The organism is Flavobacterium procerum, assembly GCF_042431625.1.
Taxonomy (GTDB): domain Bacteria; phylum Bacteroidota; class Bacteroidia; order Flavobacteriales; family Flavobacteriaceae; genus Flavobacterium; species Flavobacterium procerum.
Window position 1 is genome coordinate 204324 of sequence record NZ_JBHLYW010000029.1, and the last position, 26227, is coordinate 230550.

A 26227-nucleotide genomic window follows, 5' to 3' on the forward strand; every position below is an offset into this window, starting at 1 on the left:
CAAAATATAACATCGCCAAAAAAAGCGATACCATACAAGACCCAATAACAAATAAAATCAGTAGGTATGAAAACCAGAATTACGTTTATTTTCTTATTAATGAGTGTATTTACTTTCGCTCAAAACATTATTTCAGGAAAAGTTCTTGACCAGAAAGGAAAACCGGTTGCCGGAGCAAACATTTATCTAGACGGAACTTATGATGGGGCTTCAAGTTCTGAAACAGGAGAATTTTCTTTTGAAACCACAACTTCTGGAAATCAGACAATAGTAGTTAGTTTTTTATTGTTTGAAACGTTTACCAAAGAAATTGATGTAACAAATTTTAAAGATCAAACCATAAAACTGAAAGAAAATGTAAATTCTCTGGATGCTGTTGTAATTACTGCCGGAACTATGGAATCTGGAGAAAAAGCTAGGGTTTCGGTTTTAAAACCTTTGGACATTGTAACAACTGCTGGTTCTGCTGGAAATATTATTGCCGCATTGCAGACATTGCCTGGAACGCAATCTGTGGGCGAAGACGGACGTTTGTTTGTACGTGGAGGAGAAGCCAGCGAAACACAGACTTTTGTAGACGGAATTCGTGTAGCGCAGCCTTATGGCGCAACCACAAATAATTTACCAACAAGAAGCCGTTTTTCTCCTTTTTTATTCAGCGGAATTGCTTTTTCAACTGGAGGATATTCAGCAGAATACGGAGAAGCATTGTCTAGTGTTTTGCTTTTGAATACGCAGGACGAACCAGATCACAACAAAACAGATATTGGTTTAATGACTGTTGGTTTAAGTTTAGGAAATACTCAAAAATGGAAAAAAAGTTCGTTGAGCGTAAATATGGCTTATATCAACTTGGCTCCTTATCAGGCTGTGATTCCTCAGAATGTTGATTGGAATAGTCCTTACCAGTCGCTTGGCGGAGAACTCGTTTATCGTTATAATTTTACAAACGGAATTTTTAAAATGTATGCCGCTTTCGACTCAGAAAAATTCGATTTGAATCAGAAAAACATCAATTTTGAAAATCCGATAAGAACGGACATGAATAATAATAATTTCTATCTGAATTCTTCTTACAAAGGTACTTTCGGCGATGGATGGCAAGTGACAACTGGTTTAAGCTACGGATACAGCAAAAACAAATTAAAATACGACATCAACGATATTAATAATGATGAGAATGCGGCTCAGCTGAAATTGAAATTGAGAAAGAGCTTTTCAAATCGTTTCAAACTGTCTTTTGGTACTGATTATTTCATTACCAAATTCAATGAAAATTTTGATGACAATGTTTCAATTCAGGCTTCAAATGGTTACGATTCAAATATTGTGGCTTTTTATACCGAAGGCGAAATTCAGTTTTCTAAAAAATTGGCAGCAAAAGTAGGTTTCAGATTGTCTTACAACAGTCTTTTGGATGAAACAGCAATTGCTCCAAGAGCTTCGCTAGCGTACAAAGTTTCTAAAAGCAGCCAGTTTTCATTTGCTTACGGAGATTTTACACAAGCTCCTGTAGTTGATTATATTAAATATTCAAAATTCCATCAGTTTGAAAGCGAAAAAGCAAGACATTATATACTGAATTATCAATTTACCCAACCAGGGCAGACTTTTAGAGCAGAGGCTTATTACAAAGATTATAGCAATCTGGTTCAGTACGATACAAGAGATATTCGGTATAATTCGGTTTTCAATAATAACGGTTCGGGTTATGCAAAAGGACTGGATATATTTTGGAGAGATAGCAATTTGTATAAAAACCTTGAATATTGGATTTCATATTCTTATATAGATTCTGAAAGACAGTATAAAAACTTTCCGAATATGGCAACGCCGAGTTTTGTAGCGAATCATAATTTATCTGTTGTGACCAAATATTTTATTACAGACTGGAAATCTCAGATTGGTTTTACAAACAGTTTCAGCACAGGACGTCCGTACAACGATCCAAATCAGACACAGTTTATGAATGGCAAAACAAAAGCATATAATAGTTTGAGTTTTAACTGGGCTTATCTGCTGACAACACAAAAGATCATTTATTTTTCTGTATCGAATATTTTAGGAACACAAAACATTTTCGGATACGATTATGCTAAAACACCAGATGCAACAGGAGTCTATAATAGACAAGCCATCGTGCCAACTGCCGATCGTTTTTTCTTCGTAGGTTTCTTCTGGACCATCAGCCAGAATAAAAATGAGAATCAGTTGAAGAATCTTTAAAAAAGCTTCTAAGATACTGAGACACTAAGTTTCTAAGTGAAAAGTATTCAAAAAACTTAGAATCTCAGCCACTTAGAATCTTAGTATCTTAAAAAGAAACAATTCATCATCAAAAATCAACAACTCGGTAGCATTTAATTTTAAAAGAGTAAAAACCAACATACTTTTGAAGTGTAAATTAAAAGTAACAGAGTAACAAAGTGATAAAGTATCAGAGTTGAATTAACAATTGAAAATAAAACCTTTGCCACTCTGAACCTTTGAACCTAAAAAAACTAATCATCTTAAAAAAAAGAAATCATGAGCAAAATTATTACACTTACATTGTTATTCATCTGCAGCTTAATGTCTGCTCAAAATGCTAATCTTACTGTTTCTGTTTCAGGATTGAAAAACAGTAACGGAATTGTAAAAGTTGGTTTGTATAATTCGGAAGGAACTTTTCTTAAAACAACGTACAAAAGCCAAGTTTCAGAAATTAAAGATAATGAAGCGACAGTAACATTCGTAGGAGTTCCTGCTGGAGAATATGCGATTTCAACTTTTCATGACGAAAACAATAACGGAATTTTAGACAAAAACATGATGGGAATTCCGTCTGAGGATTATGCTGCTTCAAACAATGCAAAAGGATTTATGGGGCCTCCTTCTTATCAAGATGCTAAATTTTCTGTAAGTGGAAATTCAAAAATTAAAATTAATTTTAAATAAAAATATAACCGATTAACAACCATTAAAAAAATAAGAAAATGAAAAATTTTATTACCGTAATAGCTTTATTTATAGCCGTAGTAAGTTCTGCACAGACAAAATTTGAACAAGGAATGGGAAAAGCCTTTGATCTTTGGAAAGAAGGAAAAAATACAGAAGCTTCTCAATTATTTGAAAGAATCGCTTCTGCAGAAAAATCAAGCTGGTTGCCAAATTATTATGTGGCTTTGGTAAATACAACTGCATCTTTTTCTGAAAAAGACAAAACAAAAGTTGATCTAATGTTGACGAAAGCGCAAGAAGCTCTTGATGTAGAATTGATCAAAGACCAGTCCAATTCGGAACTCTATGTGTTGCAGGCTTTGATTTATACGGCTTATGTTGTTAAAGATCCAATGACAAACGGAATGAAATATTCTGCAAAAGTTATGGAAGCTTACGCGAAAGCAAAAGCCCTTGATCCAAATAATCCGAGAGCTGTTTTTGGAGAAGCAGATTACCAATTAGGCGGAGCGAAATGGACAGGAGTTGACACAAAACCTTTGTGCGCCGAAGTAAATAAAGCTATTGAACTTTTTGGTACTTTTAAACCAGAAACTCAATTTTCTCCAAAATGGGGATTAGATAGAGCATTAGAAGTTCAGAAAACCTGCAAATAAGCTAATATTTTAAATTACAGTAATGACACTAAAACCAAATTTATTTAAAGCGTTTATAGTAGGAGGAATTGTTTTTCTTTTTACGTTCCTGATTCGCTTTGCGACCTACGGACTTGAAGTTTTCCAAAAGAATCTCTTCATCTACTTTTTTTACTGTATGCTTTACAGCGTGGTTTTATATATTGTCAATGCTGCGTTATTTGAATTATTAGACCGGGTTTTTAAAGAAGACCGTTTTTCGCCAAGACGTATTAGCGTTGGTTTTGTAAGTTCTTTTTTTGTTTCGCTTTTTGTTATTTTCATCCTTCGTTTATTTACTGAGGTTGTAATTGAACAGAAGACCATAATTAGTTTTCTGGCCAACGAAAGCGCCGCCGATTATGTATCATCTTCTATACTTACTTTTATTGTGCTGCTGGTTTTTCACTCGCTGCATTTTTACAAACTGTATCAGGAAAACAAGGTAACACAACAGAAGATTATTGCCGGAACGGCCAACGCAAAATTCGAAAGTTTAAAGAATCAGATTGACCCGCATTTTTTGTTTAACAGCCTAAATGTTTTAAGTTCTTTGATTGAAGAAAATCCGGATAATGCCCAGCGATTTACTACTTCTTTATCTAAAATCTACCGTTATGTTTTGGAACAGCGCGATAAAGAATTGGTTTCGGTAGAAGATGAGCTTTCTTTTGCAAAAACATACATGAACCTGCTGAAAATGCGTTTTGAAAACAGTTTGTTTTACGAAGTTCCAACAGCAGGAATAAATCCAGACGCAAAAGTGGTACCGCTTTCGTTGCAATTGCTGCTCGAGAATACGGTAAAACACAATGTGGTAAGTGAACAGAAACCGTTGCATATCAGGATTTTTATTGAAAAGGATTATCTGGTTATTCAGAACGATTTTCAAAAGAAAGAAGTGCTTCGGGACAGAAAAGGAGTGGGGTTGCAAAACATCGTTGATCGATACGGAATTGTCACCAAACGAAAAGTAATTGTTGAACAGGACGAGAAAAATTTCACCGTTAAAATTCCGATTTTAACCAAACAAATTACAGTTATGGAAACGAGTTTAGATTATAATAATGACGAAAATAGAGCTTATTTCAGAGCTAAAAAAAGAGTTGAAGAATTAAAAGGGTTTTATGGAAACATTATTTCATACTGCTGTGTAATACCTTTTTTAATTTTTATAAATTTGACCTATTCTCCTAAATTCCAGTGGTTTTGGTTTTCTGCTATAGGCTGGGGATTTGGAGTTGTAATGCATGCCTTTAAGGTTTTTGGGTACAGTTCGAACTGGGAAGAACGAAAAATCAGAGAGATTCTGGAGAAAGAACACAACCAAAAAAACTGGAAATAATGAAAACTGATTTTACGGAAGCAGAACGTTATTACAGCGCACAGAAAAAAGTAAAGGAGATAAGAGGATTTTACGAACACGTTATGCTTTACTTAATTACTAATCCGATTGTGATAGTGGTAAATATTATGACATCTCCAGGTTATTTTTGGTTTTTATGGTGTCTTATGGGCTGGGGATTGGCAATTGTAATACATGGTTTAAAGGTTTTCAATCTGCCTCCGTTTTTTGATGAAAAATGGGAAGAAAGAAAAATTAACGAAATCATGGAGAAAGAAAAAAATAACCAACAAAATTGGGAATAGCATGGAAACAAATTATAACGGAAGTTACGAATCAGAACTTCATGAGATTGCAGCCAAAAAAGTAGCTAAACTTAAATCGTTTTACTCACATACGCTTATTTACGTCGTGGCGCTGCTTCTTTATATTTTAAATGTTTATTTTGACGTGAGATTTAATTTTTTTCCGATTAGATATATAAACGGATTTGTAATGTGTATCTGGACAACAGCGTTTTTAATTCAGGCCATTGAGCAGTTTGCCTCATACAAGATTTTTGGAGAGGAATGGGAACAACGTAAAGTGAAAAGTATTTTAGAAAAAGAAAGAAAAAATCAAAAATGGGAGTAATTATGGAAAGAGATTATATCGAAGAAGAAAAATATCTTCAGGCAAAAAAAAAGGTAGAAAACATCAAAGGATTTTATGGAAACCTGACTTCTTATATATTGGTAAATATACTGTTGGTTTTTATTAATTTGTACACATCGCCGCATCATTTATGGTTTTACTGGCCTTTGTTATGGTGGGGAATAGGAGTAGTGATTCACGGAATGAAAGTCTTTAATATCCTTCCTTGTTTTGGAAAAGAATGGGAGGAAAGAAAAATCAGGGAACTGATGGAAAAAGAACGAGATAATAAAGAAAAATGGCAATAATTTAAAATATAAAAGAAATGGGAGAATTTAGAAATCGTATGTATCAGAATTACAGATCAGAATTCGGTTCAGATGAAAAATTTGATATCGCATACAAAAAGGTAAAAAGGCTTAAAGGTTTTTATTCGCACTTACGAGTTTATATCATTGTTAATTTTATTATTATTGTGGCAAGTGTAAATTCGGATTTCTTTACCAGAAGTATCTATGAAACAAGTTTATTTGACTGGAGAACTTATTCGACAGCATTTTATTGGGGAATCGGTTTGTTGTTTCATGCCTTTTCTGTTTTCGGTAGAGATTGGTTCTTCACCCAAGATTGGGAACAAAAGAAAATTCAGGAATACATGAGTAAAGAACAAGCTAAAGCTGATAAATGGGAATAACTTTAAAATAATTTAACTTTTTGTATTAATACATGACAACCTTAATCATAGAAGACGAAAAACCAGCTGCGAGATTGTTGCAGCGAAAACTCGAAAAACTAGATATAAATGTACAAACGATGCTGCATTCTGTAGAAGAATCGCTAGAATGGTTTGAGAATAACAGTCATCCGGATTTGATATTTTTGGATATTCAGCTTTCAGATGGTTTGTCTTTTGAGATTTTTGAAAAAATTGATATTCAAAGCGCCATTATTTTTACAACAGCTTATGACGAATATGCGTTAAAAGCTTTTAAACTCAACAGCATCGATTATCTTCTAAAACCAATTGATGAAGACGATTTGGAAACGGCAGTCAATAAATTTAAAAGCCGTATTCCGAAAGCTGATGCCGAATCCCAAAATCTAAAAATGGATTTCGAACAGATTCGCCAAATGCTTTCCAATCCGTTTGAGAAAACGTATAAAAAGAGATTTACGGTTAAAATCGGACAGCATCTCAAAGTGATAAATACAGAAGAAATTGAGTGTTTCTTTAGTGAAAACAAAGGAACTTACATTCATACCTTCGAAAACCGCGATTATCTGATTGACTCTACTTTAGAAATTTTAGAACAAGAACTCGATAAGAAGGATTTCTTTCGCGTAAGCAGAAAATTCATTGTGCCATTAAAAGCAATTAAAGAAATTCAGGTTTACACCAATTCACGTTTAAAAGTGATTTTACCAAGTTATAAAGAGGATGAGGTAGTTGTAAGCCGTGAAAAAGTGCAGGATTTTAAAGCTTGGTTGGGATAGTTTTTTTAAGAATGCAAAATTATGATGTATATTGTAAAATGTATATTGTAAAATGTAAAATGTAAAATGTTTCGTTCCTACGGAACTTTATGTAGAATTGATTTATTATTTCAACGCATTAAAATCCGTTGCTACAATATATTTTCATTCCTACGGAATTTTTTAATTTTTCTCAATTACTTTTTCGTTTTTTAAGAAGAGCCATAGGTTCGATACATTTTGTAGGGCCGGATTTTAATCCGGTCAAAAATAGCCATCCCAAATTTAGAGAGCCGTAGGCTCGGTTCATATCTTCAAGACAATATTTCTTAAATAAAAAGAGCTGAAATTTTCAGCTCTTTTTAGGTATCGTTCAAAACATTATTTGCTCAATCGATGCAATGTAAACGTCATCGCGCTCAAAAGGAAAAACGCCATAATCTGGTGAATTAATCCTAAAGCCAAAGGAACGCTGTACAATAAAGTAAAAACTCCTAACAGAAACTGAATAAAAACAAAAACAACTAAAGTATTGATTCCGTTTGACTGTGTTCTTGTAAGTGTGTATTTTTTGCTTTTGAAGAAAAGGAAAAGTATAACCGCCACAACGGCATAAGCAAAAGTTCTGTGTACAAACTGAACACCACTTTTTCCTTCAATTAAATTTTTGATTAAACTAGACTGTTCAATAAAAACAGATTCGTGAATAAATTCTCCGTCGCTCATTAAAGGCCAATGATTGTGAATTAATCCAGCATTTAATCCTGCCACAAATCCGCCGTAAATTATCTGGATTAATAAAGCAACTAAAGCGTAACGAGCAATATTTCGTAAAGGTAAAATCTTGTTGATATTTCTTTCAGGATAAATTAAATCTAAAGCAACCCAAAGCGTGTAGGCAAAAGTGATAAAAGCAAAAGTCAAGTGTAATGAAAGTCTAAAGTGGCTTACATCTGGATTATCAATCAGTCCGCTGCGAACCATAAACCATCCTAGAAATCCTTGGAAACCACCCATCGCTAAAAGCACGATACACTTTTTAATGGTTGGAGTATCTAATTTCTTTTTGGCTAAAAAATAAACAAATGGAACAAAGAAAACCAAACCAATAATACGCCCAATAAAACGGTGAAACCATTCCCAGAAATAAATGAATTTATAATCGGCTAATTGGAAATCGTTATGAATATTGATTTTTTGATATTCAGGAAACTTTTTATATTCATCAAAAGCAGCCTGCCATTTGGCTTCTGTTAAAGGTGGGAAAGTGTCGGTCACCAAATGCCAGTCGGTCATTGATAAACCTGAATTGGTTAGACGTGTGATACCGCCAACAACAACCATTAAAAATAATAAAACACAACCCGATAGTAACCAAATGATTACTGATTTATTCTCTTTTTTCATTCTTTTCCGATTAATTCGATTTCGTTTGATTTGTTGTTTTTTCTTAAGTAAGCATTTAATAGATAAAAGTTTGCTAAAAAGCTGCTTGGTATTGTCATGATAGCAAAAAATATCATGTAAGTATTAGTAGTGTCGTCAATATCTATATTTAAAAAACCAGATATTAATTCTTTCGAAATTGCTATAAAAAGCATAACCAAAAGAGAGACGGTAATACTGATAAAAAAGAAAGCAAACGCATGTATAAAATATCTTTTTTTATTTTTATTATACTTTTTATAAAAAAGATAGTTGGGAAATATTACTACAATTAGGACTAGAATTCTAAAAATTGCTACTGCGGAAATACCCATTATTTTTTAGGTTTTAAGTTTAATTTCTCAGCTCTTTTAATTACAAATTCATAAGCCGCTTGATATTCATTCGGAATAATACCTTCTAAAATAGCTTCTTTCACCGCTTCTTTCAAAATTCCGATTTCACGTGAAGGCTTCAAATCAAACATTTCCATAATTTCTTCTCCGGTAATTGGCGGTTGGAAATTACGAACGTGGTCGCGTTCTTCAACTTCAACGATTTTCTTGCGGACAACTTCAAAATTCTTATGATATTTTTTGAATTTCGCTGGATTTTTAGTCGTTATATCAGCTTCGCATAAAGTCATTAAATCTTCTACATCTTCTCCAGCATCAAAAACCAAACGGCGAACCGCACTATCTGTCACAATATCTTGCGCCAAAACAATCGGTCGTGAACTCATAATCACCATTTTCTGAACGAATTTCATTTTATGGTTCAAAGGCATATGCAGACGTTCGAATATTTTTTTCGCCATTTTTCCGCCTAAAAACTCATGTCCGTGGAAAGTCCAACCTTGTTTTTTAGTGAAACGTTTTGTTGGCGCTTTCCCAATATCATGCAACAAGGCAGACCAGCGTAACCAAACGTCATCGGTATTTGGGCAAATATTGTCGACCACTTCCAATGTATGGTAGAAATTGTTTTTATGTGTATGACCTTCAATTTCTTCTACCTGATTCAAAGCTGTTAATTCAGGTAAAATAATATCCAGAAGTCCTGTTTTGTATAAAAGCAAAAATCCAGTTGATGGTTTTGGAGTCGAAAGAATTTTATTCAATTCGTCTACAATTCTTTCGCCAGAAATAATTTTGATACGATCTGCATTTTTTGTGATGGCATTCAATGAATTTTCTTCGATTTCGAAATTCAATTGAGTAGCAAAACGAATCGCACGAAGCATTCGCAATGGATCATCAGAATAAGTAATGTCTGGATTTAGTGGCGTTTTGATTGTTTTGTTTTCCAAATCCGTTAATCCGTCAAACGGATCTAAAAGATCTCCGAAACTATTTTCGTTTAATGAAAGTGCCAAAGCATTAATGGTAAAATCACGACGATTTTGATCATCTTGCAAAGTTCCGTTTTCTACAATCGGATTTCGGCTGTCACGAGTGTAGGATTCTTTTCTGGCTCCGACAAATTCGATATCGGTATCTTCGAAACGAAGCATTGCGGTTCCGTAAGTTTTAAAAACCTGCACTTTTGGTTTGTTCGGAAGTAAATCGGAAACTTTAAGAGCCAATTCGATGCCACTTCCAACAGCAACTACATCAATGTCTTTTTTTGAACCTCGATTTAAAAGCAAATCACGAACAAATCCTCCTATTACATAAGAGTCAACATTTAATTCCTGAGAAGCTTTCGAAATAACATCGAAGATTTTGTTTTGTAAAGCAGTTTTATAGTTTGTTTGTATAGCCACGAATTCCAATTTTTGAATAAAACGCATTTCAAATTTCAGTAGAAATAAAATGCATGCAAATTTACAACATAGAAAATGCCTATTATAATCTAGAGCTCACTTTTTTGAACAATTTCACATTTTGTCGTATAGAATTTTATTAAAATGGGAATGGTTGCCACGAAATGCACGAATTTCCACGAATTTATTTTTTAGCCACAGATTATTAGGATAAGAATGATTAAAAATCTGTGGAAATCTTACTCTATTATAGGTAATATGATTTACCGCAAATTACACAAATTTTCACAAATTTATTTTTTAGCCACAGATTAAAAAGATTTGCACAGATTTTTTAAATCCTTTAAATCCTATAATGTATAGGAATTTGTGCAAAACATAATTCGTGGAAATTTGTGTAATTTGTGGTTAAAAAACATTTATGCAACAATAAAACAAATCAATTACGATAATCAATTTTTAGAAATGCAATTTGTATTTTTGAATCATAGAAAAAAGCACTCATGAAAATTGTTATATCTCCTGCGAAATCATTGAATTTCGAAAAAGAATTACCAACTCCTCAATATACAGAACCTTCATTCTTAAAAGAAGCTAAAGTGGTTCATAAAGTAGTAAAAACAAAAAAGCCAACTGAATTATCAGAACTAATGTCAATCTCAGACAAATTAGCCGATTTAAATTGGAAAAGAAATCAGGATTGGAAAACACCTTTTACAGCAGAAAATGCTCGTCCGGCGGTTTATACTTTTGATGGTGATGTTTATACAGGTCTGGATGCTTATACAATTCCGTTAGAAAAATTGGATGTTCTTCAAGATAAATTGAGAATTTTATCAGGACTTTATGGCCTTTTGAAACCACTTGATTTAATGCAAGCTTATCGTTTAGAAATGGGAACTAAAATGCCTGTTGGCGAATCGAAAAACTTGCATGAATTCTGGAAACCTGTTGTAACTAAAGCTTTAAACAAAGAGTTGAAGAAAGATGAATTATTCGTGAATTTAGCAAGCAACGAATATTTTTCTGCGGTTGATATAAAAGCTTTAAAAGTGCCTGTAATTACTCCTGACTTTAAAGATTACAAAGACGGAAAACTAAAAATAATCAGTTTCTTTGCGAAAAAGGCGAGAGGTATGATGGTGCGTTATATCATTGACACCAACGCTGAAACTATTGATGATTTAAAAGGTTTTAACTACGAAGGTTATCAATTTGATGCTAATCTTTCAAAAGGAAATAATCTGGTTTTTACGAGATAATTTTTTTTGAGGTACAAAGTGACAAAGATTCAAAGATTCAAAGGTTTTCAAGCTGAAACTTGAAACCTAAAACAAAAATAAAAACGCCGAGTTCAGGAATGTCTCGGCGTTTTTCGTATTATAAATAATTATTGAATATTAATGCATCGCATCTGCGGGATTAATCTTATTCTTTCCTTTCTTAATTAAAAGGATAATAGGAATACAGCATAAAAACATAATTCCTAAATACATGAAAATGTCCATGTAGGATAAAACGGTACTCTGTTTTAAAATTGAATAATCTATTGCTTGATGAGCTTTTTTGAGCGCAACATCTGCACTGAATCCTTTTGCCATAAAGGCTTGTTGCATACCAGTGATTCTTTGTTGTACTTCAAATTTTGCAGGATCTAAGTATCTTAATAAGTTAACTCTGTGTTCCTGGCTTAATCTTGTTATATAAGTGGTAATGATTGCGATACCAAATGAACCTCCTAACTGGCGCATCATTCCAGTAAAAGCGGCTCCTTCACCAATTTGTTTTCCTTTTAACGTTGAAAGCGAAAGAGTTGTAATCGGAACGAAAAGCAATCCTAAACCAATTCCTCTCAAAATCAATGGCCAGAATAAATGTTCTGCACCTGTATCTGGAGTCATTCTGTTGTGCATTAGGAAGGTAAAGAAAAAGAATACCAAGAATCCGACTCCAACCATATAGCCTTGCGGTACGCCTTTCTGAATCATATTCCCCACAAACGGCATCATAATCGCAGTGGTGATAGATCCTGGAATTAGCAATAAACCAGCCTCCATTGCAGTCCATCCTAAAATTGACTGTGTATAAATCGGAATAATCAAAGTCGATCCGTATAGACCAAAACCAAGAATAAAACACATTACGGTTCCGATTCTTAAGTTTCCGTCTTTTAAAACACTCAAGTTTACGATTGGATGCTTATAAGTAAGCTCTCTCCAGATAAACAACAAAAGTCCAAGAACCGACACAACGCTTAAAACAATAATAGTAGTATCGTTAAACCAGTCATCTTGTTGTCCGTGTTCTAAAACGAATTGAAGAGATCCGATGAATGCCATCAGTAGAATAATTCCCCACCAGTCTACTTGATTTGCTTTTAGCTTTTCTCCATATTTCGGACTTCTCACAAAGCTTATTGCCAGAATTGTAGCAATAATACCAAGCGGAATATTAATATAAAATATATACGGCCAAGAATAAGTATCTACTAAATATCCTCCCAAAGGCGGTCCTAAAGTTGGTCCTACGATTACACCCATTCCGTAGATTGCTTGAGCCATACCACGTTTGGCGACAGGATAACTTTCGGTAATAATGGTCTGAGCGGTTACCAAAAGGGCACCACCACCCATTCCTTGAACAAACCTAAAGGCTACAAGTTCCCATATATTTGTGGCATTACCGCATAAAAAAGAACAGACTGTAAAAATTATAATAGAAGCTACAAAGTAATTACGTCGTCCAAATTGCTGCGACAGCCAGCTCGTCATTGGGATTACAATAACATTCGCAATAGCGTATGCCGTAATTACCCACGCCACATCGGTAAGGGTAGCACCAAGGCTTCCTCGCATATGTGTCAGCGCTACGTTTACAATCGTGGTATCTACAATTTCTAGCAGTGCACAAAGAACCGCCGTAATCGTAATGATAACACGTCTGAAACCGTATTCTACTAAATCATCTTCTGATTGTACTGCTGTTGCCATTTAATCTTATTTCAAGTGTACGTCTACATCAACATTCATCCCTGGTCTCAAAAGTTTTACTTTTTCAGGATCGTTTGTTTCGTCTAGACTAATTTTTACAGGTAATCTTTGAATTGTTTTTACGAAGTTTCCTGTCGCATTGTCAGGAGGCAATAAAGAAAAACGTGATCCAGTTGCAGGAGAAAAAGAAGTCAATGTTCCTTTAAATTCGTAATTTGGATATGCATCTACCTTTAAGCTTACTTTTTGGCCAATTACCATTTTGTTCAATTGGGTTTCTTTAAAGTTGGCTACAACCCAAGCTTCATTATTGTTGATGATGTAAAATAAAGATTGTCCTGGTTGAACCAATTGTCCTGGCTGAATATCAACTTTAGAAACTTGACCATCAATTGCAGCAGTTACAACAGTATAAGTAAGATTTAATTTAGCGACATCAAGCATCGTTTGCGCTTTTTTGATGTTTGCTGCAGCAACTTCTGTCTGTTTGTCAGAAACTCTAGATTTTGACTGAATTACCGATTTCTGGTAAGAACTTGCTCTCTGTTGTTGTTCTAATACACGTACTTGGTTTTCAGCTTCTTCTTTTGCAGATAAAGCCTGCTCATATTGCTGTTTTGTAATAGTATGTGTTTTATAAAGATTATTGTAACGATTGTAGTCGTTTGTTAATTGTCTTAATCTAATTTTTGCGCTTTCAATAGAACCTGTAGCAGATTTCATTTGAGCATCTGAAACTGAGATGCTTGCATTCGCACTTCCAATATCTGCTTTTGCTGCTTCATATTGTCCTTCAGCTCCTAAAAGTGCAGCGTTTGCCTCATCAATCTTCAACTGATAATCTCTCTTATCGATTGTAAACAACGTATCACCTTTCTTTACATAATCATTATCTTTTACATAAACTTTACTGATATATCCTGAAACTCTCGGGATAATCGGATTCATTTTTTTCTCAATCTGCGCGTCATCTGTTTCTTCATGAGACAATGAGTGCGTATATTTTGAGATTCCGTAAGTTCCGCCCACTAAAACCAAAACGGTTAGTATGATAATGAATTTTTTATTTGTTTTTTTCTTTTCCATGAGAGCTATAGATTATATTTTTGAAAGATTGAATGATTGTGATAATTGTCCTGATACTGAAAGTAATTCGTAATATTTTTGAATAATGGTCGCTTTAGATAAAGCCGTATTGATTTTGGCGCTTAAATGCTCAACATCAGCTTCAACCAAATCATTGGTATCAGATAAACCGTTGTCGAATTTGTCTTTTACCAATCTGTAGTTTTCAGCGGCCTGTTGAAGCGCTTCATCGTAAACTACGCTTTGATTAATCGCTAAATCATAATCTTCGATAGATTTCTGAACCTCAACTTTAATACGGTCTGTTAAAATAGCTTCCGAATTTTTTACTTCAAGAGCTTTGCTTTCAGCTTCTTTTACATGCGCACTGTTTTTCAGGATTCCAGATAAATCATACGATAAACCAACTCCGAAATTCATAGCATATTTAACCGTAATAAAATCTTTCAAATCCAAAGCGGTATAGCCTCCCAATAAAGCAAGCGACGGATAATATCCTGCTCTCGCAATTTTGATATTGGCTTCGCTGGCTTTTGACTGAAAACGCAAAGCTTCTAAATCTTTTCTGTTTTCAAGCGCCAAAGCATCAGATGTAGGGGCATTGCTTGTTTTTAGATTAAAGAAATCCGCTTCGTTAACTTCTAGCTTAACAGACGGTTCTAATTTAAGCAATGTTGTTAGATAAAAATTGATGTTATTGATATTATTATTAGCTTCATCAATAGATAATTGTGTTTTTGAAACTAATAATTGGGCTTTTAATAAATCGTTTCTCGGAATAATTCCGTTTTTCTCTAATTCCGTAAAATCAGTAACACGCTGTTTAGCTTGCTTTTGATTTTCGTTTAAAAGATCTAATGTCTTTTGTGCTTTGTACAATGCAGTATAATAAGTGATTACACGAATAGCAACATCTTCTTTTGTTTTAGCCGCATTAGCAGTTTCTGCTTCGTATAAATTATCGTAAGCATTGATGCTATTTTGGATTTTAAATCCAGAAAAGATTGGTAGACTAAGATTTGCCATTCCTAACATAGCTTGATCCGGAGACGGCATTGGTTCAGAAGAACTCGATTGATCGCTGTTATGCATGTCAATAGAAGCTTTTGTTAATCGCTGGTATTGGCCCGAAATTTTCAAGTCTGGATATTGGTTGTTCTTAACCGACTTTAGCTCATATTTTTTTGAGTTTACTTTAGTATTGGCAAGCGCAACTTCATTGCTCTTTTCCCAAGCCATTTTTACGGCTTCATCTAAAGTTAAACTTGTTTTCTCTTGTGCTTCTATTGAAGATATTCCGATAAAGAAAACTCCAAAGAGCATTAATTGACTAATTTTCATAAACAAGTAGCGCTTTTATAGTTTGTTGAATGTGCTTTGTGAGACTGGTTTTAATGTAATTGTTATACAATTCTTCTGTATCTAAATTCAGTAATTCTACAAAGAAAGGTTTGTTCATATGGAAATGAAAAAACGTTCCGATAATAGTGGGAGTAATAAGCGGAATAATGACATCTTTTCTGAAAACGCCTTTAGACTGCCCTTGTGCAATAATGCTTTCTACAGATTTTAAGTTTCCTTTTTTCAGTTCTGTAAAAGCGGCCATGCTTTTCTCTTTCTTTTTGGAGTTGATTTCAAAATGCAAAACCCTGAAAATTCCTTTGTTGCAACTGATTCTGTTGATGTAGATTTCAATCAGTTTGTTGACTTTTTCAATAGGTTCTAAATCTTCCTGAAGCAGATTTTCAAGTTTTAATCTTAAATCAGAAGTTTTATAAATGATTAAGGATTCCAGCAAGTTATCTTTTGAACCAAAATAATAGGAGACCATCGCAATATTGATTTTTGCCTCTTTTGATATGTCTCGTATAGATGTCCCCTCAAATCCTTTTTCAGAAAATAACCTTTCAGCCACTGTAAGAATCTGAATCTTTTTGTCGTTTAATTCGATGTTTGACATGATAGTGTTTCTAATCGGATGCAAAATTAAACACTTGTTTAATTTAAACAGTTGTTTAATTTTGTTTTAACACAATATTAACATAAAACGGTTTCGATAATTTATGTTAATTTGTTCTGGATTAGTTAAAATAAAAAAGCCTGAAAAATAGAGTTTTCAGGCTTTTTTCGCAATATTGTCATTTCGACGAAGGAGAAATCTCCACAAGTGGCTCCGTAAAGTGAAATCCAATCTTTGTCGATTTTGCAATAAAGATTTCTACTTCGTCGAAATGACAAACTAAACGGATATTATATTTTTAATTAGATTTATTTATCGAATCTCTCCAACAAACTCTTGAATTTTTCCGCTTCCGCTTTCGCTTAAATGTTTGATAAAAGCACTTCTAATAAAAAGCCCTTTTGCATACTTGTTTATTGATTAAAAATTGAATTTGCTTTTAAAATATTATTTTAATTTTTCTCATAAACCCATTTTTCATTTTTATAATTATAAACCCTCAATTGTGGTCCAAAACAATTAAACGCTTGACCATAAAATAGTACTGCTGTTTTATCCTTGTTTAAAATTGGTTTGGTACAATATAAAATTCCATTTGGGCATTTTTTAATAAGCTTGGTACTTCGATCTTCAGTTAACTCATGGATTGAGTCTATTCTAAAAATAGTAATATTATTTTTTTTTAAAAGTAGAGAATCTAAAACAAAATTTTCTGAAACTTTTTCTAAACTATCCAATTGATGTTCACCCTCCAGATTAAGTTTCTCCATAATTTTTTTTCTAATAATATCAAATCGTGGACTTTCGGTCATACTTATTTTAATCATTGATTCATGTGGGATTTCCAATAGACAATTGCATGAATCATTTTTTAGTACTTGCTCAATTAATTCATTTGCTTTTTGATTATAAGTTAATTGTGAATAATTATCTTTTTTTTGACAGCTTAAAATAATGAAAAGGATAACAAGTACGAAATGAGATTTTTTCATTTGTGATTTTTAAATAAGATTGTACCTAAATATACATTCATATACAGGCATAAAAAACGACATCAAAAAATGAATGCCGTTTTATAATTATATGTTTTTAGAAATTTATCGAATTCCTCCAATAAAATCCTCAATTTTTCCACTTCCGCTTTCGCTTAAATGTTTGATAAAAGCACTTCCGATAATAGCTCCTTTTGCGTATTTAGTGGCTTGATTGAACGTTTCTTTGTTCGAAATTCCAAAACCAATGATTTGTGGATTTTTTAAATTCATCTCTGCAATTCTTTCAAAATACGTTTCCTGAGTATTTCCGAAACCAGATTGAGAACCTGTAACACTTGCAGAACTTACCATATAGATAAATCCGTTTGAAACGCTGTCGATAAAACGAATACGTTCATCTGAAGTTTGAGGCGTAATCAAAAACACATTTATTAAACCGTATTTTTCGAAAATCGCTTTGTATTCATCAGCATAAACATCAACTGGAAGATCAGGAATAATTAAGCCGTCAATTCCAATTTCAGCACATTTTTTACAAAAAGCTTCAACACCGTATTGTAACATCGGATTAAAATATCCCATAATAATCAACGGAATTTTTACGCTTTCGCGGATGTTCTGCAACTGATCAAAAAGAATCTGAGTCGTCATTCCGTTATGTAGCGCCTGTGTAGAACTTGCCTGTATAGTAGGCCCATCTGCCAAAGGATCACTGAAAGGAAGTCCGATTTCGATTAAATCCACTCCATTTTTTTCTAAATCCTGAATAATTTGTACCGTATCGTTTAGATTAGGATATCCGGCAGAAAAATAAATAGAAAGTATCTTTTTATCTTCTTGTAATTTTTGAGTTATTCTGTTCATTTTTATGTTTTTTATACAGCAGTTCCAAAAAGATGGTAAAGCTGTTATATTTTGTTATTTATATTAATGTATTTTTCCTGTTACTTATAAAATCTTTGATTTTTTCAATTTTTTTCGTTCTATAAAAACCATACTCACCATTTGTAGAAACTACAATAATATCTGTATTATCAAAAAATATAAATTCAAAAGTCTGTTGCATCACAAATCCAATAGAGTTTTTAGGACCGCTGGTTTCTGAATCTCCAGTAAAAAAGGATATGTAGCCATGTTTTTTTGAAGCATCTAATTTTGGAAGTTCTGTGCTCTCTGCGTATTCCAAATCTTCAAATATTTTTTTTATTTTATTTTTGATGGAAGTTGTAGAAGATATTCCAATTACTCTTTTGTCATTATTGAAAATTCCAAATCTAAAGTGACAGGTATCTATTGTGGTTATAAAAGTCTCGAATCTCTGTTTAATATTTATGGATGGGCTTAGAAGATTTTGTTTTTCTATTTTTAGTTCATTGATTAATGCATTGCCTTTGGTAGTAGAATATTCAATTGCAATCCTATAACCAGCTCTAGTCATAAGATATTCATTGATATTTACTCCAAAGACACTAGGCGCTATTATAAAACTACAGCGATATCGGCTGTTGCGTATCGAATCATATTTCATGCTTTGCGAAAAATCACTTATACCTAAATCTTTCGTAGACTCAATTTTATTAGCTTTTACAAGGTTAGAAAGCAAACTGCGATCTTTTTCAAAATCCTGCTTAGTATTTTTACTTTTGTAATCTTTCGTGAAAAATAATTCATATAGATTTTTGCTAATTGAGTCACTTATAAAGACTTTTTTAAAGACTTCTTCTTCTGTTTTTACGTTTGATTTTTCTCTTTCAATTTTCGAAAATAAAACTTCCCAATCCTTTAAAGAATGAAGAGAATATAAGTCACAATCTTTTTTTAAATGCTCTTCATCAAAGTATCCATTATCTACAGATTTATTTAATAATTCCATAGCTATTTTTGATTGTCCTGATAGAGCGGCATTACAGGCAGCGTTGTATAAATCTACAGCATCATATTCTTTTATTTTAAAGGCTGAAGAATATTTTTCTAAAGCCAATGCATATTTTTGCAGATTGTATAATTTACGTCCTTCATCGACTAGATTAGTATATTCGGATGCTATTTGACTGTACGAAAATTGAATCGTGAAAAGCACGAAAATAATATAGAAAAAATAATTTTTCATACACTTTTTTACATGTGATTGTTTGTTTAATTTTCGATGTAAACCCAAGCCGTCTCTCCTGATTGTAATGTTACCTGAACCCTTCTGTAGGCATTTGATTCGAACAAATCTACTTTAGCAAAATCGGCATGCGAAATATTGAAAACAATACCGTGTATAATATCAGTAGGATTTTCGCTTGCTACTGCGACAACATAATCGGCCATTCCAAATTCTTCCTCTATTTTGAGGCTTTTCAATTTATAGCCTAACAACTGATCTGCAGTACCCGTTAGTATTTTATTGAAAAGACGCATTTGAATTTCTTTTGATCGTAAAGTTCCGTATGAGAATAACTTTTCCATAATTGCTTATTTTTCTCTTTAATTGTTGTGGTTAGGTATCCGTTTGATTGATACCCAAAAGTATAACTTTTATTACAATTTAAAGTATTCTATATAATTATCTAAATCTTTATCGCCGCGACCAGAAAGACTGATTACGACAACATCTGTCGGTTTGAATTTCTTTTGATCTAAAACGGCAAAAGCGTGAGCACTTTCAATTGCCGGAATAATTCCCTCTAATTTTGTCAATTGAAGACCAGCATTCATAGCATCATCATCGGTAACAGAGAAAAATTCTCCACGGCCAGTTTGTGCTAAATGCGCATGTAAAGGCCCAACCCCAGGATAATCTAGTCCTGCTGAAATAGAATACGGTTCTGTAATTTGTCCATCTGGAGTTTGCATCAAAAGCGTTTTACAGCCGTGAATAACGCCGACCTTTCCTAACTTGCTTGTTGCTGCACTATGCCCGCTGTCAACACCTTTTCCAGCTGCTTCAACAGCGATAATTCCAACTTCTGGTTCATGCAAAAAATGATAATATGTTCCTGCTGCATTACTTCCGCCTCCAATACAAGCGACTACATAATCAGGGTTTTCGCGACCTTCTTTTTCTTTTAACTGCCATTTGATTTCTTCAGAAATAATACTCTGAAAACGCGTTACCATATCCGGATAAGGATGTGGCCCAATCGCTGATCCGATAATATAATGCGTGTCAACCGGATTGTTGATCCAATCACGGATTGCTTCGTTTGTTGCATCTTTTAAAGTCCTTGAACCCGAAAGTGCCGGACGTACTTCTGCACCTAACATTTTCATACGCGCCACGTTTGGTGCCTGACGTGCAATGTCGATTTCACCCATATAAACGATACACTCAATTCCCATTAAAGCACAAACTGTCGCTGTTGCCACACCGTGTTGTCCAGCTCCCGTTTCGGCAATAATTCTTTTTTTGCCTAAACGCTTAGCAAGCAATATTTGCCCTATTGTATTGTTGACTTTATGTGCTCCGGTATGGTTTAAGTCTTCTCTTTTTAGATAGACTTTGGTATTGTATTTTTCTGATAATCGTTTAGCAAAATATAGCGGACTAGGGCGTCCTACATAATCTTTCAGCAATTGGTTGAACTCAGCTTTAAAATCGGGCTCATCCATTATGCTTAAATATTTCTGACGTAATTCTTCTACATTTGGATATAACATTTCCGGGATGTAAGCTCCTCCAAATTCTCCGTAATATCCTTTTTCGTTGACGTTAAAACTCATTTTTATAAATTTTAAATGTTTACAATTTCAAATTTGCGCTTAAAATTGCTTAATAGGTTTTTATTTTTTAGTCCTGGTTCGATTTCAAATTTGCTATTTACATCGACAGCATAAATAGGCAGTTTGGTTTTTGAAATTTCTTCAATGGCCTTTAATTCGTTCATTCCGATGCCACCGCTTAAAAAAAACGGTTTTTTAGAATTGTATTTTTTTAAGATGCTCCAATCGAATGTGGTTCCGTTGCCACCAGGTAATTTGCCTTTTGTGTCAAACAGAAAATAATCGCAGACATTTTCAAAAGGTTTTATAGCTTCAAAATCAAAATTTTCGTCTGCCGAAAATACTTTAATAATTTCGATTTTCTTCGGAAGTTTTTCTTTTAATTCTGAACAAAATGCAACAGATTCTTCTCCGTGTAGCTGAACGGCCTGTAAATTGTATTTTTCAACTTTTTCAAGAATTTCTTCCTGACTTTGATTGACAAAAACTCCTGTTTTTTTGATGGTTTTTATCAGTTCGGGAACATTCCCATTGCAATATCTAGCGGACTTTTCCCAGAAAATAAATCCCATATAATCGGGTAGGAGAGCGCCCACTTCGAGGATATTTTCTGGATATTTCATGCCGCATATTTTGAGTTTCATTTTTATTTTGTTTTTGCCACGAAGGCGCTAAGACACTAAGTTTTTTGTTTTTTTGCCACTAAGACGCCAAGACGCTAAGTTTTTTTTTATTTCTTTTTGCCGCAAAGACACTAAGTTTTCTTGTTTCTTTTGCCACTAAGACGCCAAGACGCTAAGTTTTTTTATTTCTTTTTGCCGCAAAGACAATAAGTTTTTATATTTTATAGATTCGTAAAATTAGATTTGCGCCTTTGCGTTTTTGTGGCAAATCTTATTGGTTTATTTGACTGATGAATTCCATTGCGGCTTGTCCTGCGTTATCGGTTTTCATAAAGTTTTCTCCAATCAAGAAACCTTTGTAGCCATAAGGTTTTAACTCTTGAATCGCTTCTACTGATGAAATCCCGCTTTCAGAAACTTTTACAAAATCATTTGGAATTTGAGATGCCAAATCTTTACTGAAGTCTAAGCTTACTTCGAATGTTTTTAGGTTTCTGTTATTCACTCCGATCATATCTAAAGTAGGCATGATTGATTTCTCTAGTTCTTCTTGGTTGTGCACTTCAAGCAAAACTTCTAAACCTAATTTCTTAGCAAATTCAGATAAAGATTTGATTTCGTCACGGGTTAAAACAGCAGCGATTAACAAAATCAAATCGGCTCCGTGTGCTTTTGCTTCCAAAATCTGGTATTCATCGACAATAAATTCTTTTCGCAAAAGCGGAATATTTACTGAAGCTCTAGCTAAAAGCAAATCATCGAGAGAGCCACCAAAATATTTTCCATCTGTTAAAACCGAAATTCCGCAAGCGCCTGCATTCTCATAACCTTTTACCACTTCTTCAACTGTAAAACTATTGTTGATGATTGATTTTGATGGAGAACGACGTTTGTGTTCTGCAATAATTCCAGAATTGCTTTCTTTTAATTTCTTGCTAAGAGAAATAGTTTCTTTTCCAAAAAAGACAGAAGCTTCCAATTGAGAAACCGGAATAATCGATTTCTTTAGAATTACTTCTCGTTTTTTATCTATTATTATTTTATCTAAAATGTTCATGGTTGTTGTTTCAGGTTTCAGGTTTCAGGTTTCAAGTTTGTCGAACGTTCAAACAACTTGAAACCTGAAACTTGAAACAAATTTATTTACTTAATTCCTGTAATGTATTCAATGCTTTCAACCCTTTTCCAGAGAATAAACTTTCTTTAGCTAATTCAAACCCTTCTTGCGGAGAACATTTTGTAACCGTTGCAATTGCCATTGCAGCATTGGCGCAAACCACATTGTTCTGAGCTTCGTTTCCTTTTCCGGAAATGATATTTGTGAAAATTTCAGCCGATTCTTCGATTGTTTTTCCGCCTTCAATTTCTGTTTGTGATAAAAGACGAACGCCAAAATCTTCTGGTTTTAGCATGCCTTCCAAATGGCTGGTAATGATTTTTGTTGGTCCAGTCAAGGAAATTTCATCATAACCGTCAAGCGAATGAAGAATAGTAAAATTGGTATCTGTATTTTGGTATAAATAGGCGTACATTCTAGCTAATTCTAAGTTGAAAACACCAACCAACTGATTTTGTGGAAAAGCCGGATTTACCATTGGTCCCAACATATTGAAGAAAGTTTTCACTGCCAATTCTTTTCGGATTGGTCCGACATTTTTCATTGCTGGGTGAAATAAGGGAGCATGGAGCACACAAATTCCAGCCTGATCGATACATTTTTCTAAGAAATCAGTATCGTTGCTGAATTTAATTCCCATTTTTTCCATCACGTTGCTTGATCCAGAAATCGATGAAACTCCGTAATTTCCGTGTTTTGCCACTTTTATTCCGGCTCCGGCTGATACAAAAGAAGCCAAAGTCGAAATGTTAAACGTATCTTTTCCATCTCCACCGGTTCCGCATAAATCGATAGTATTATAGGCTGATAAATCGACACGAATACACAATTCTAATAAAGCTTCGCGAAAGCCCGAAAGTTCATCAATTGTAATGCTTCGCATCATAAAAACAGTCAAAAATGCCGAAATCTGGCTTGGATTGTATTGACCTGTTGAAATATTAATCAAAACGTTTTTTGCTTCTTCTTTAGTAAGCACTTCGTGATTGATCAATTTGTTTAATATAGTTTTCATTTTTTTTATTTGTTGAAATAAACTCTATTTATTGCTATAGAATTTGTCTTTATTTTTTTATAAATTTTCCAGAGTGTATGATTGAATTTCCATTCATAATTACATACACATACACCCCAGTTTTAAAATGGCTAGATACTTTCCACTGATAAGCTGACTTAGCCTGGTCTAATCTAACTTGGTCAATGTTTTTTCCATTTATGTCAAAGAATTTTATACTATCAAATGTTTGATTTTGATTGGTTTCAAATGATAGGAAGTCAGTTGTTGGATTTGGGAATACTTTTATACTTTCCAATTTAGAGTTAGTGAAATCTCCTGTAGATAAATTTCCTCCTAATTCTTTTGCGCCCATATCAGCTATAGTACCATTAGATGTTATTATTGATGGGTCTCCAGCATTAACAGCAGGAGAAATATTTTTTAAAGTACAAAAAGAAGCTTCAGCAGGATTGATAGATTCAAATTCTGGATTTAGAAAAATATTGTAGTAAGCATCAGCGGGGGTATTGTTTTTATTTGTTGTAATTATTGTTCCAACTCCAATAGGCAGCATATTTCCTATTCCAGAGCCATTGTTATAGAACAAATTATACGCAACAGAATGAGGTTTATATGTTCCACTAGAATAAATTGCATAGTTTGAGTTGTTACTTATAATATTTGAATTGATAATAGGGTTTGGTGTAATAGATGGGTTGTCATATAGGCCAATTCCATGTTTATTATAAATTATTGTATTATTGATTATAGTAGGCTGACCGTAAGTAACGAATATTCCAGTCCCTGTGTTGAAAATTATGTTTCTTTCTATTTTATAATTAAATTCAATCGACTGGATTCCTTGATAGATACAATCATGAATAATATTATTTTTAAATGTTGATGATGTCGATGCCTGATATATATTTATGCCTATCCAAACATGATTGTATATTTCGTTGTTTTCAATTATAACTTTTCCTGAAGTATATATAGAGAATCCATATGCGCAGTTATATATTTTATTATTTTCTACGATTATAACACCCGCATTTCGAATACTTATTGCACTTTGTTCTGAGTTTCTAACGATGCTGTTTGTCAGGGTAAGGTTTCCAGTTACATTTAAAATACCAATATTATCATCATTTTTAGCTTTTCCATATTCTACAATACAATAATCCATTTCTGAAATGCCATTTATTACTATCTGATTCCAATCTTTATTAGTTGGAGAGGTGCTATTTGATGTGAACTTAATGTATTTATCGGCTGTACCATTTGCTAATAATGTACCATTTACAGTTAAAGAATAATATCCATCAAATTTTATTTCTACACCTTCTTCAATAGTTAAAGTTTGACCAGCTGGAACTATTATATTACCTGTTACTCTATAAGTGTTTCCTTTTTTCCATGAACCACTTACATTGCCATTTACTAATACTAAATTGTTAGATGATAAAGTGACATCGTTCAAAATAACGGTGTCATTTATAAAATAATTCAATAGCTCATAAGTTTGGTAGCCGGCTTTTTCATATTTAATATTATATACTCCATTAGCAACAGTTGCAGTAAAATTACCGTTTGCGAAAGAAGTAGTTTGGGTAAATATAGCACTAGGAGAAACTGGAGTAAAAGTGATAGTACAATTTTCAAAAGTGACACTGTTATCTAGTAACACTTTACCACTGACATCCGCTGCGAATGAATAGGCTGAAAAGAGAACAAATAAAGCAAGTAAAATTTTTTTCATAGTATTTTTTATTGAATTATAAATTTATTGGCAAGTTTTTTTATCATTACTTGCGCAATAAATTTATAATATTTGAATTGAATTTATCAGATTATGTTTGTTTTAAAAAAAACTTTGTTAACTCTTAATCCAGTTCTCTAAAATCCTTTTTCCGTTTGGTGTTAAAACGCTTTCTGGGTGAAATTGAACACCTCTTACATCGTAATTTTTGTGGCGTAAAGACATGATTTGTCCGTTTTCGTCTATCGAAGTTGCTTCTAAATCTTCTGGCAAATTAGCATCTACAACCCAAGAATGGTATCTTCCTACTTCAAATTCGTTTCCTAAACCTTCAAATAAAATTTCATCATCTACTACCGCTTTCACATTTGTGGCAACTCCATGATAAACTTTGTCAAGATTTGAAAGCGTTCCGCCAAAAACTTCACCAATTGCTTGCTGCCCTAAACACACACCCAAAATACTTTTCGTTGGACTGTATTTTTCGATTACTGCTTTCAATAAACCTGCTTCGTCTGGAATTCCAGGTCCTGGAGAAAGTAATATTTTTTCAAAAGAAGCGATTTCATCGATTTCAAATTCGTCGTTTCTGTAAACGGTAACTTCGCAGTTTAAATCTTCTAGATAGTGCACTAAATTGTAAGTGAAACTATCGTAATTGTCTATAACTAAAATCTTTTTCATTGTGTTGTTTTTTGTTTCAAAGTTTCAGGTTTCAAGTTTCACGTTCCAACAAC

The 26227-nt window shown here is 33.4% G+C and carries 27 protein-coding genes; 10 read left to right on the forward strand and 17 right to left on the reverse strand.

The window, feature by feature from the left end:
* Positions 1–66 precede the first annotated feature (66 nt).
* The 9 genes from ACFFLS_RS23570 to ACFFLS_RS23610 all read left to right on the forward strand — a co-directional run bounded on the left by ACFFLS_RS23570 (position 67) and on the right by ACFFLS_RS23610 (position 7086).
* On the forward strand, positions 67–2226 hold the full coding sequence (locus ACFFLS_RS23570; RefSeq protein WP_379682965.1) for a TonB-dependent receptor: 2160 nt from the start codon (positions 67–69) through the stop codon (positions 2224–2226).
* Positions 2227–2526: 300 nt separating this feature from the next.
* Positions 2527–2937, forward strand: coding sequence for a DUF2141 domain-containing protein (locus ACFFLS_RS23575; protein ID WP_379682964.1), 411 nt, complete (start codon positions 2527–2529; stop codon positions 2935–2937).
* Positions 2938–2975: 38 nt separating this feature from the next.
* The gene (locus ACFFLS_RS23580) at positions 2976–3596 is read left to right on the forward strand and encodes a hypothetical protein (RefSeq protein WP_379682963.1); all 621 of its coding nucleotides are present in this window, start codon (positions 2976–2978) and stop codon (positions 3594–3596) included.
* Positions 3597–3618: 22 nt separating this feature from the next.
* On the forward strand, positions 3619–4959 hold the full coding sequence (locus tag ACFFLS_RS23585; protein ID WP_379682962.1) for a histidine kinase: 1341 nt from the start codon (positions 3619–3621) through the stop codon (positions 4957–4959).
* Positions 4959–5264: a 2TM domain-containing protein gene (locus ACFFLS_RS23590; RefSeq protein WP_379682961.1), complete on the forward strand. Its 306-nt coding sequence runs from the start codon at positions 4959–4961 to the stop codon at positions 5262–5264. The genes ACFFLS_RS23585 and ACFFLS_RS23590 overlap by 1 nt, the downstream gene beginning before the upstream one ends.
* 1 nt (position 5265) lies before the next feature.
* A complete protein-coding gene (locus tag ACFFLS_RS23595; protein WP_379682960.1) occupies positions 5266–5592 on the forward strand; it encodes a 2TM domain-containing protein in 327 nt (108 codons plus the stop codon).
* Entirely contained in the window at positions 5583–5900 is a 318-nt protein-coding gene (locus ACFFLS_RS23600; RefSeq protein ID WP_379689681.1) for a 2TM domain-containing protein, read from the forward strand. Before ACFFLS_RS23595 ends, ACFFLS_RS23600 begins: the two co-directional genes overlap by 10 nt.
* A gap of 17 nt (positions 5901–5917) precedes the next feature.
* Positions 5918–6286 (forward strand): 2TM domain-containing protein, encoded by a 369-nt coding sequence (locus tag ACFFLS_RS23605; RefSeq protein WP_379682958.1) that lies wholly within the window; start codon positions 5918–5920, stop codon positions 6284–6286.
* A gap of 32 nt (positions 6287–6318) precedes the next feature.
* Positions 6319–7086: a LytR/AlgR family response regulator transcription factor gene (locus ACFFLS_RS23610; protein ID WP_379682957.1), complete on the forward strand. Its 768-nt coding sequence runs from the start codon at positions 6319–6321 to the stop codon at positions 7084–7086.
* A 360-nt stretch (positions 7087–7446) separates the two neighbouring features.
* Here the strand turns inward: ACFFLS_RS23610 and ACFFLS_RS23615 are convergent, their stop codons facing one another.
* From ACFFLS_RS23615 to ACFFLS_RS23625, 3 genes are read right to left on the reverse strand one after another with little or no spacing between them, the layout of a single operon-like run.
* Complete coding sequence (locus ACFFLS_RS23615; RefSeq protein ID WP_379682956.1) at positions 7447–8472, reverse strand: COX15/CtaA family protein; 1026 nt, start codon at positions 8470–8472, stop codon at positions 7447–7449.
* The gene (locus ACFFLS_RS23620; protein ID WP_379682955.1) at positions 8469–8825 is read right to left on the reverse strand and encodes a hypothetical protein; all 357 of its coding nucleotides are present in this window, start codon (positions 8823–8825) and stop codon (positions 8469–8471) included. The genes ACFFLS_RS23615 and ACFFLS_RS23620 overlap by 4 nt, the downstream gene beginning before the upstream one ends.
* Positions 8825–10282 carry a CCA tRNA nucleotidyltransferase gene (locus tag ACFFLS_RS23625; RefSeq protein WP_379682954.1) on the reverse strand — a complete coding sequence of 486 codons (1458 nt, stop codon included), beginning with the start codon at positions 10280–10282 and terminating at the stop codon, positions 8825–8827. The genes ACFFLS_RS23620 and ACFFLS_RS23625 overlap by 1 nt, the downstream gene beginning before the upstream one ends.
* 476 nt (positions 10283–10758) lie before the next feature.
* Between ACFFLS_RS23625 and yaaA the strand changes: the two genes are divergently transcribed.
* A complete protein-coding gene (gene yaaA, locus ACFFLS_RS23630; protein WP_379682953.1) occupies positions 10759–11517 on the forward strand; it encodes a peroxide stress protein YaaA in 759 nt (252 codons plus the stop codon).
* A gap of 138 nt (positions 11518–11655) precedes the next feature.
* On the opposite strand, the gene ACFFLS_RS23635 is transcribed toward yaaA, so the two are convergent.
* The 14 genes from ACFFLS_RS23635 to ACFFLS_RS23700 form a co-directional block, all read right to left on the reverse strand.
* A complete protein-coding gene (locus ACFFLS_RS23635) occupies positions 11656–13245 on the reverse strand; it encodes a DHA2 family efflux MFS transporter permease subunit (RefSeq protein ID WP_379682952.1) in 1590 nt (529 codons plus the stop codon).
* A gap of 6 nt (positions 13246–13251) precedes the next feature.
* A complete protein-coding gene (locus tag ACFFLS_RS23640; RefSeq protein ID WP_379689683.1) occupies positions 13252–14331 on the reverse strand; it encodes an HlyD family secretion protein in 1080 nt (359 codons plus the stop codon).
* Positions 14332–14343: 12 nt separating this feature from the next.
* Positions 14344–15672, reverse strand: coding sequence for a TolC family protein (locus tag ACFFLS_RS23645; protein ID WP_379689686.1), 1329 nt, complete (start codon positions 15670–15672; stop codon positions 14344–14346).
* A complete protein-coding gene (locus ACFFLS_RS23650; RefSeq protein WP_379682949.1) occupies positions 15662–16291 on the reverse strand; it encodes a TetR/AcrR family transcriptional regulator in 630 nt (209 codons plus the stop codon). Before ACFFLS_RS23650 ends, ACFFLS_RS23645 begins: the two co-directional genes overlap by 11 nt.
* Before the next feature lie 452 nt (positions 16292–16743).
* Positions 16744–17283 (reverse strand): hypothetical protein, encoded by a 540-nt coding sequence (locus tag ACFFLS_RS23655; RefSeq protein ID WP_379682948.1) that lies wholly within the window; start codon positions 17281–17283, stop codon positions 16744–16746.
* A 105-nt stretch (positions 17284–17388) separates the two neighbouring features.
* Positions 17389–18150, reverse strand: a complete 762-nt coding sequence (gene trpA, locus ACFFLS_RS23660) for a tryptophan synthase subunit alpha (RefSeq protein WP_379682947.1) — start codon at positions 18148–18150, stop codon at positions 17389–17391.
* A 58-nt stretch (positions 18151–18208) separates the two neighbouring features.
* Positions 18209–19267: a hypothetical protein gene (locus ACFFLS_RS23665; RefSeq protein ID WP_379689688.1), complete on the reverse strand. Its 1059-nt coding sequence runs from the start codon at positions 19265–19267 to the stop codon at positions 18209–18211.
* A 155-nt stretch (positions 19268–19422) separates the two neighbouring features.
* Positions 19423–19740, reverse strand: coding sequence for a gamma-glutamylcyclotransferase family protein (locus ACFFLS_RS23670; RefSeq protein ID WP_379682944.1), 318 nt, complete (start codon positions 19738–19740; stop codon positions 19423–19425).
* 72 nt (positions 19741–19812) lie between these two features.
* Positions 19813–20994 carry a tryptophan synthase subunit beta gene (gene trpB / locus ACFFLS_RS23675; RefSeq protein WP_111288918.1) on the reverse strand — a complete coding sequence of 394 codons (1182 nt, stop codon included), beginning with the start codon at positions 20992–20994 and terminating at the stop codon, positions 19813–19815.
* Between the two features lie 11 nt (positions 20995–21005).
* A complete protein-coding gene (locus ACFFLS_RS23680) occupies positions 21006–21638 on the reverse strand; it encodes a phosphoribosylanthranilate isomerase (RefSeq protein WP_379682942.1) in 633 nt (210 codons plus the stop codon).
* Between the two features lie 250 nt (positions 21639–21888).
* Positions 21889–22674, reverse strand: a complete 786-nt coding sequence (trpC, locus tag ACFFLS_RS23685) for an indole-3-glycerol phosphate synthase TrpC (protein WP_379682941.1) — start codon at positions 22672–22674, stop codon at positions 21889–21891.
* 82 nt (positions 22675–22756) lie between these two features.
* The gene (gene trpD, locus ACFFLS_RS23690; RefSeq protein ID WP_379682940.1) at positions 22757–23749 is read right to left on the reverse strand and encodes an anthranilate phosphoribosyltransferase; all 993 of its coding nucleotides are present in this window, start codon (positions 23747–23749) and stop codon (positions 22757–22759) included.
* A 49-nt stretch (positions 23750–23798) separates the two neighbouring features.
* Positions 23799–25490, reverse strand: coding sequence for a right-handed parallel beta-helix repeat-containing protein (locus ACFFLS_RS23695; RefSeq protein WP_379682939.1), 1692 nt, complete (start codon positions 25488–25490; stop codon positions 23799–23801).
* Positions 25491–25607: 117 nt separating this feature from the next.
* A complete protein-coding gene (locus ACFFLS_RS23700; protein ID WP_379682938.1) occupies positions 25608–26174 on the reverse strand; it encodes an anthranilate synthase component II in 567 nt (188 codons plus the stop codon).
* Between the last annotated feature and the right edge of the window lie 53 nt (positions 26175–26227).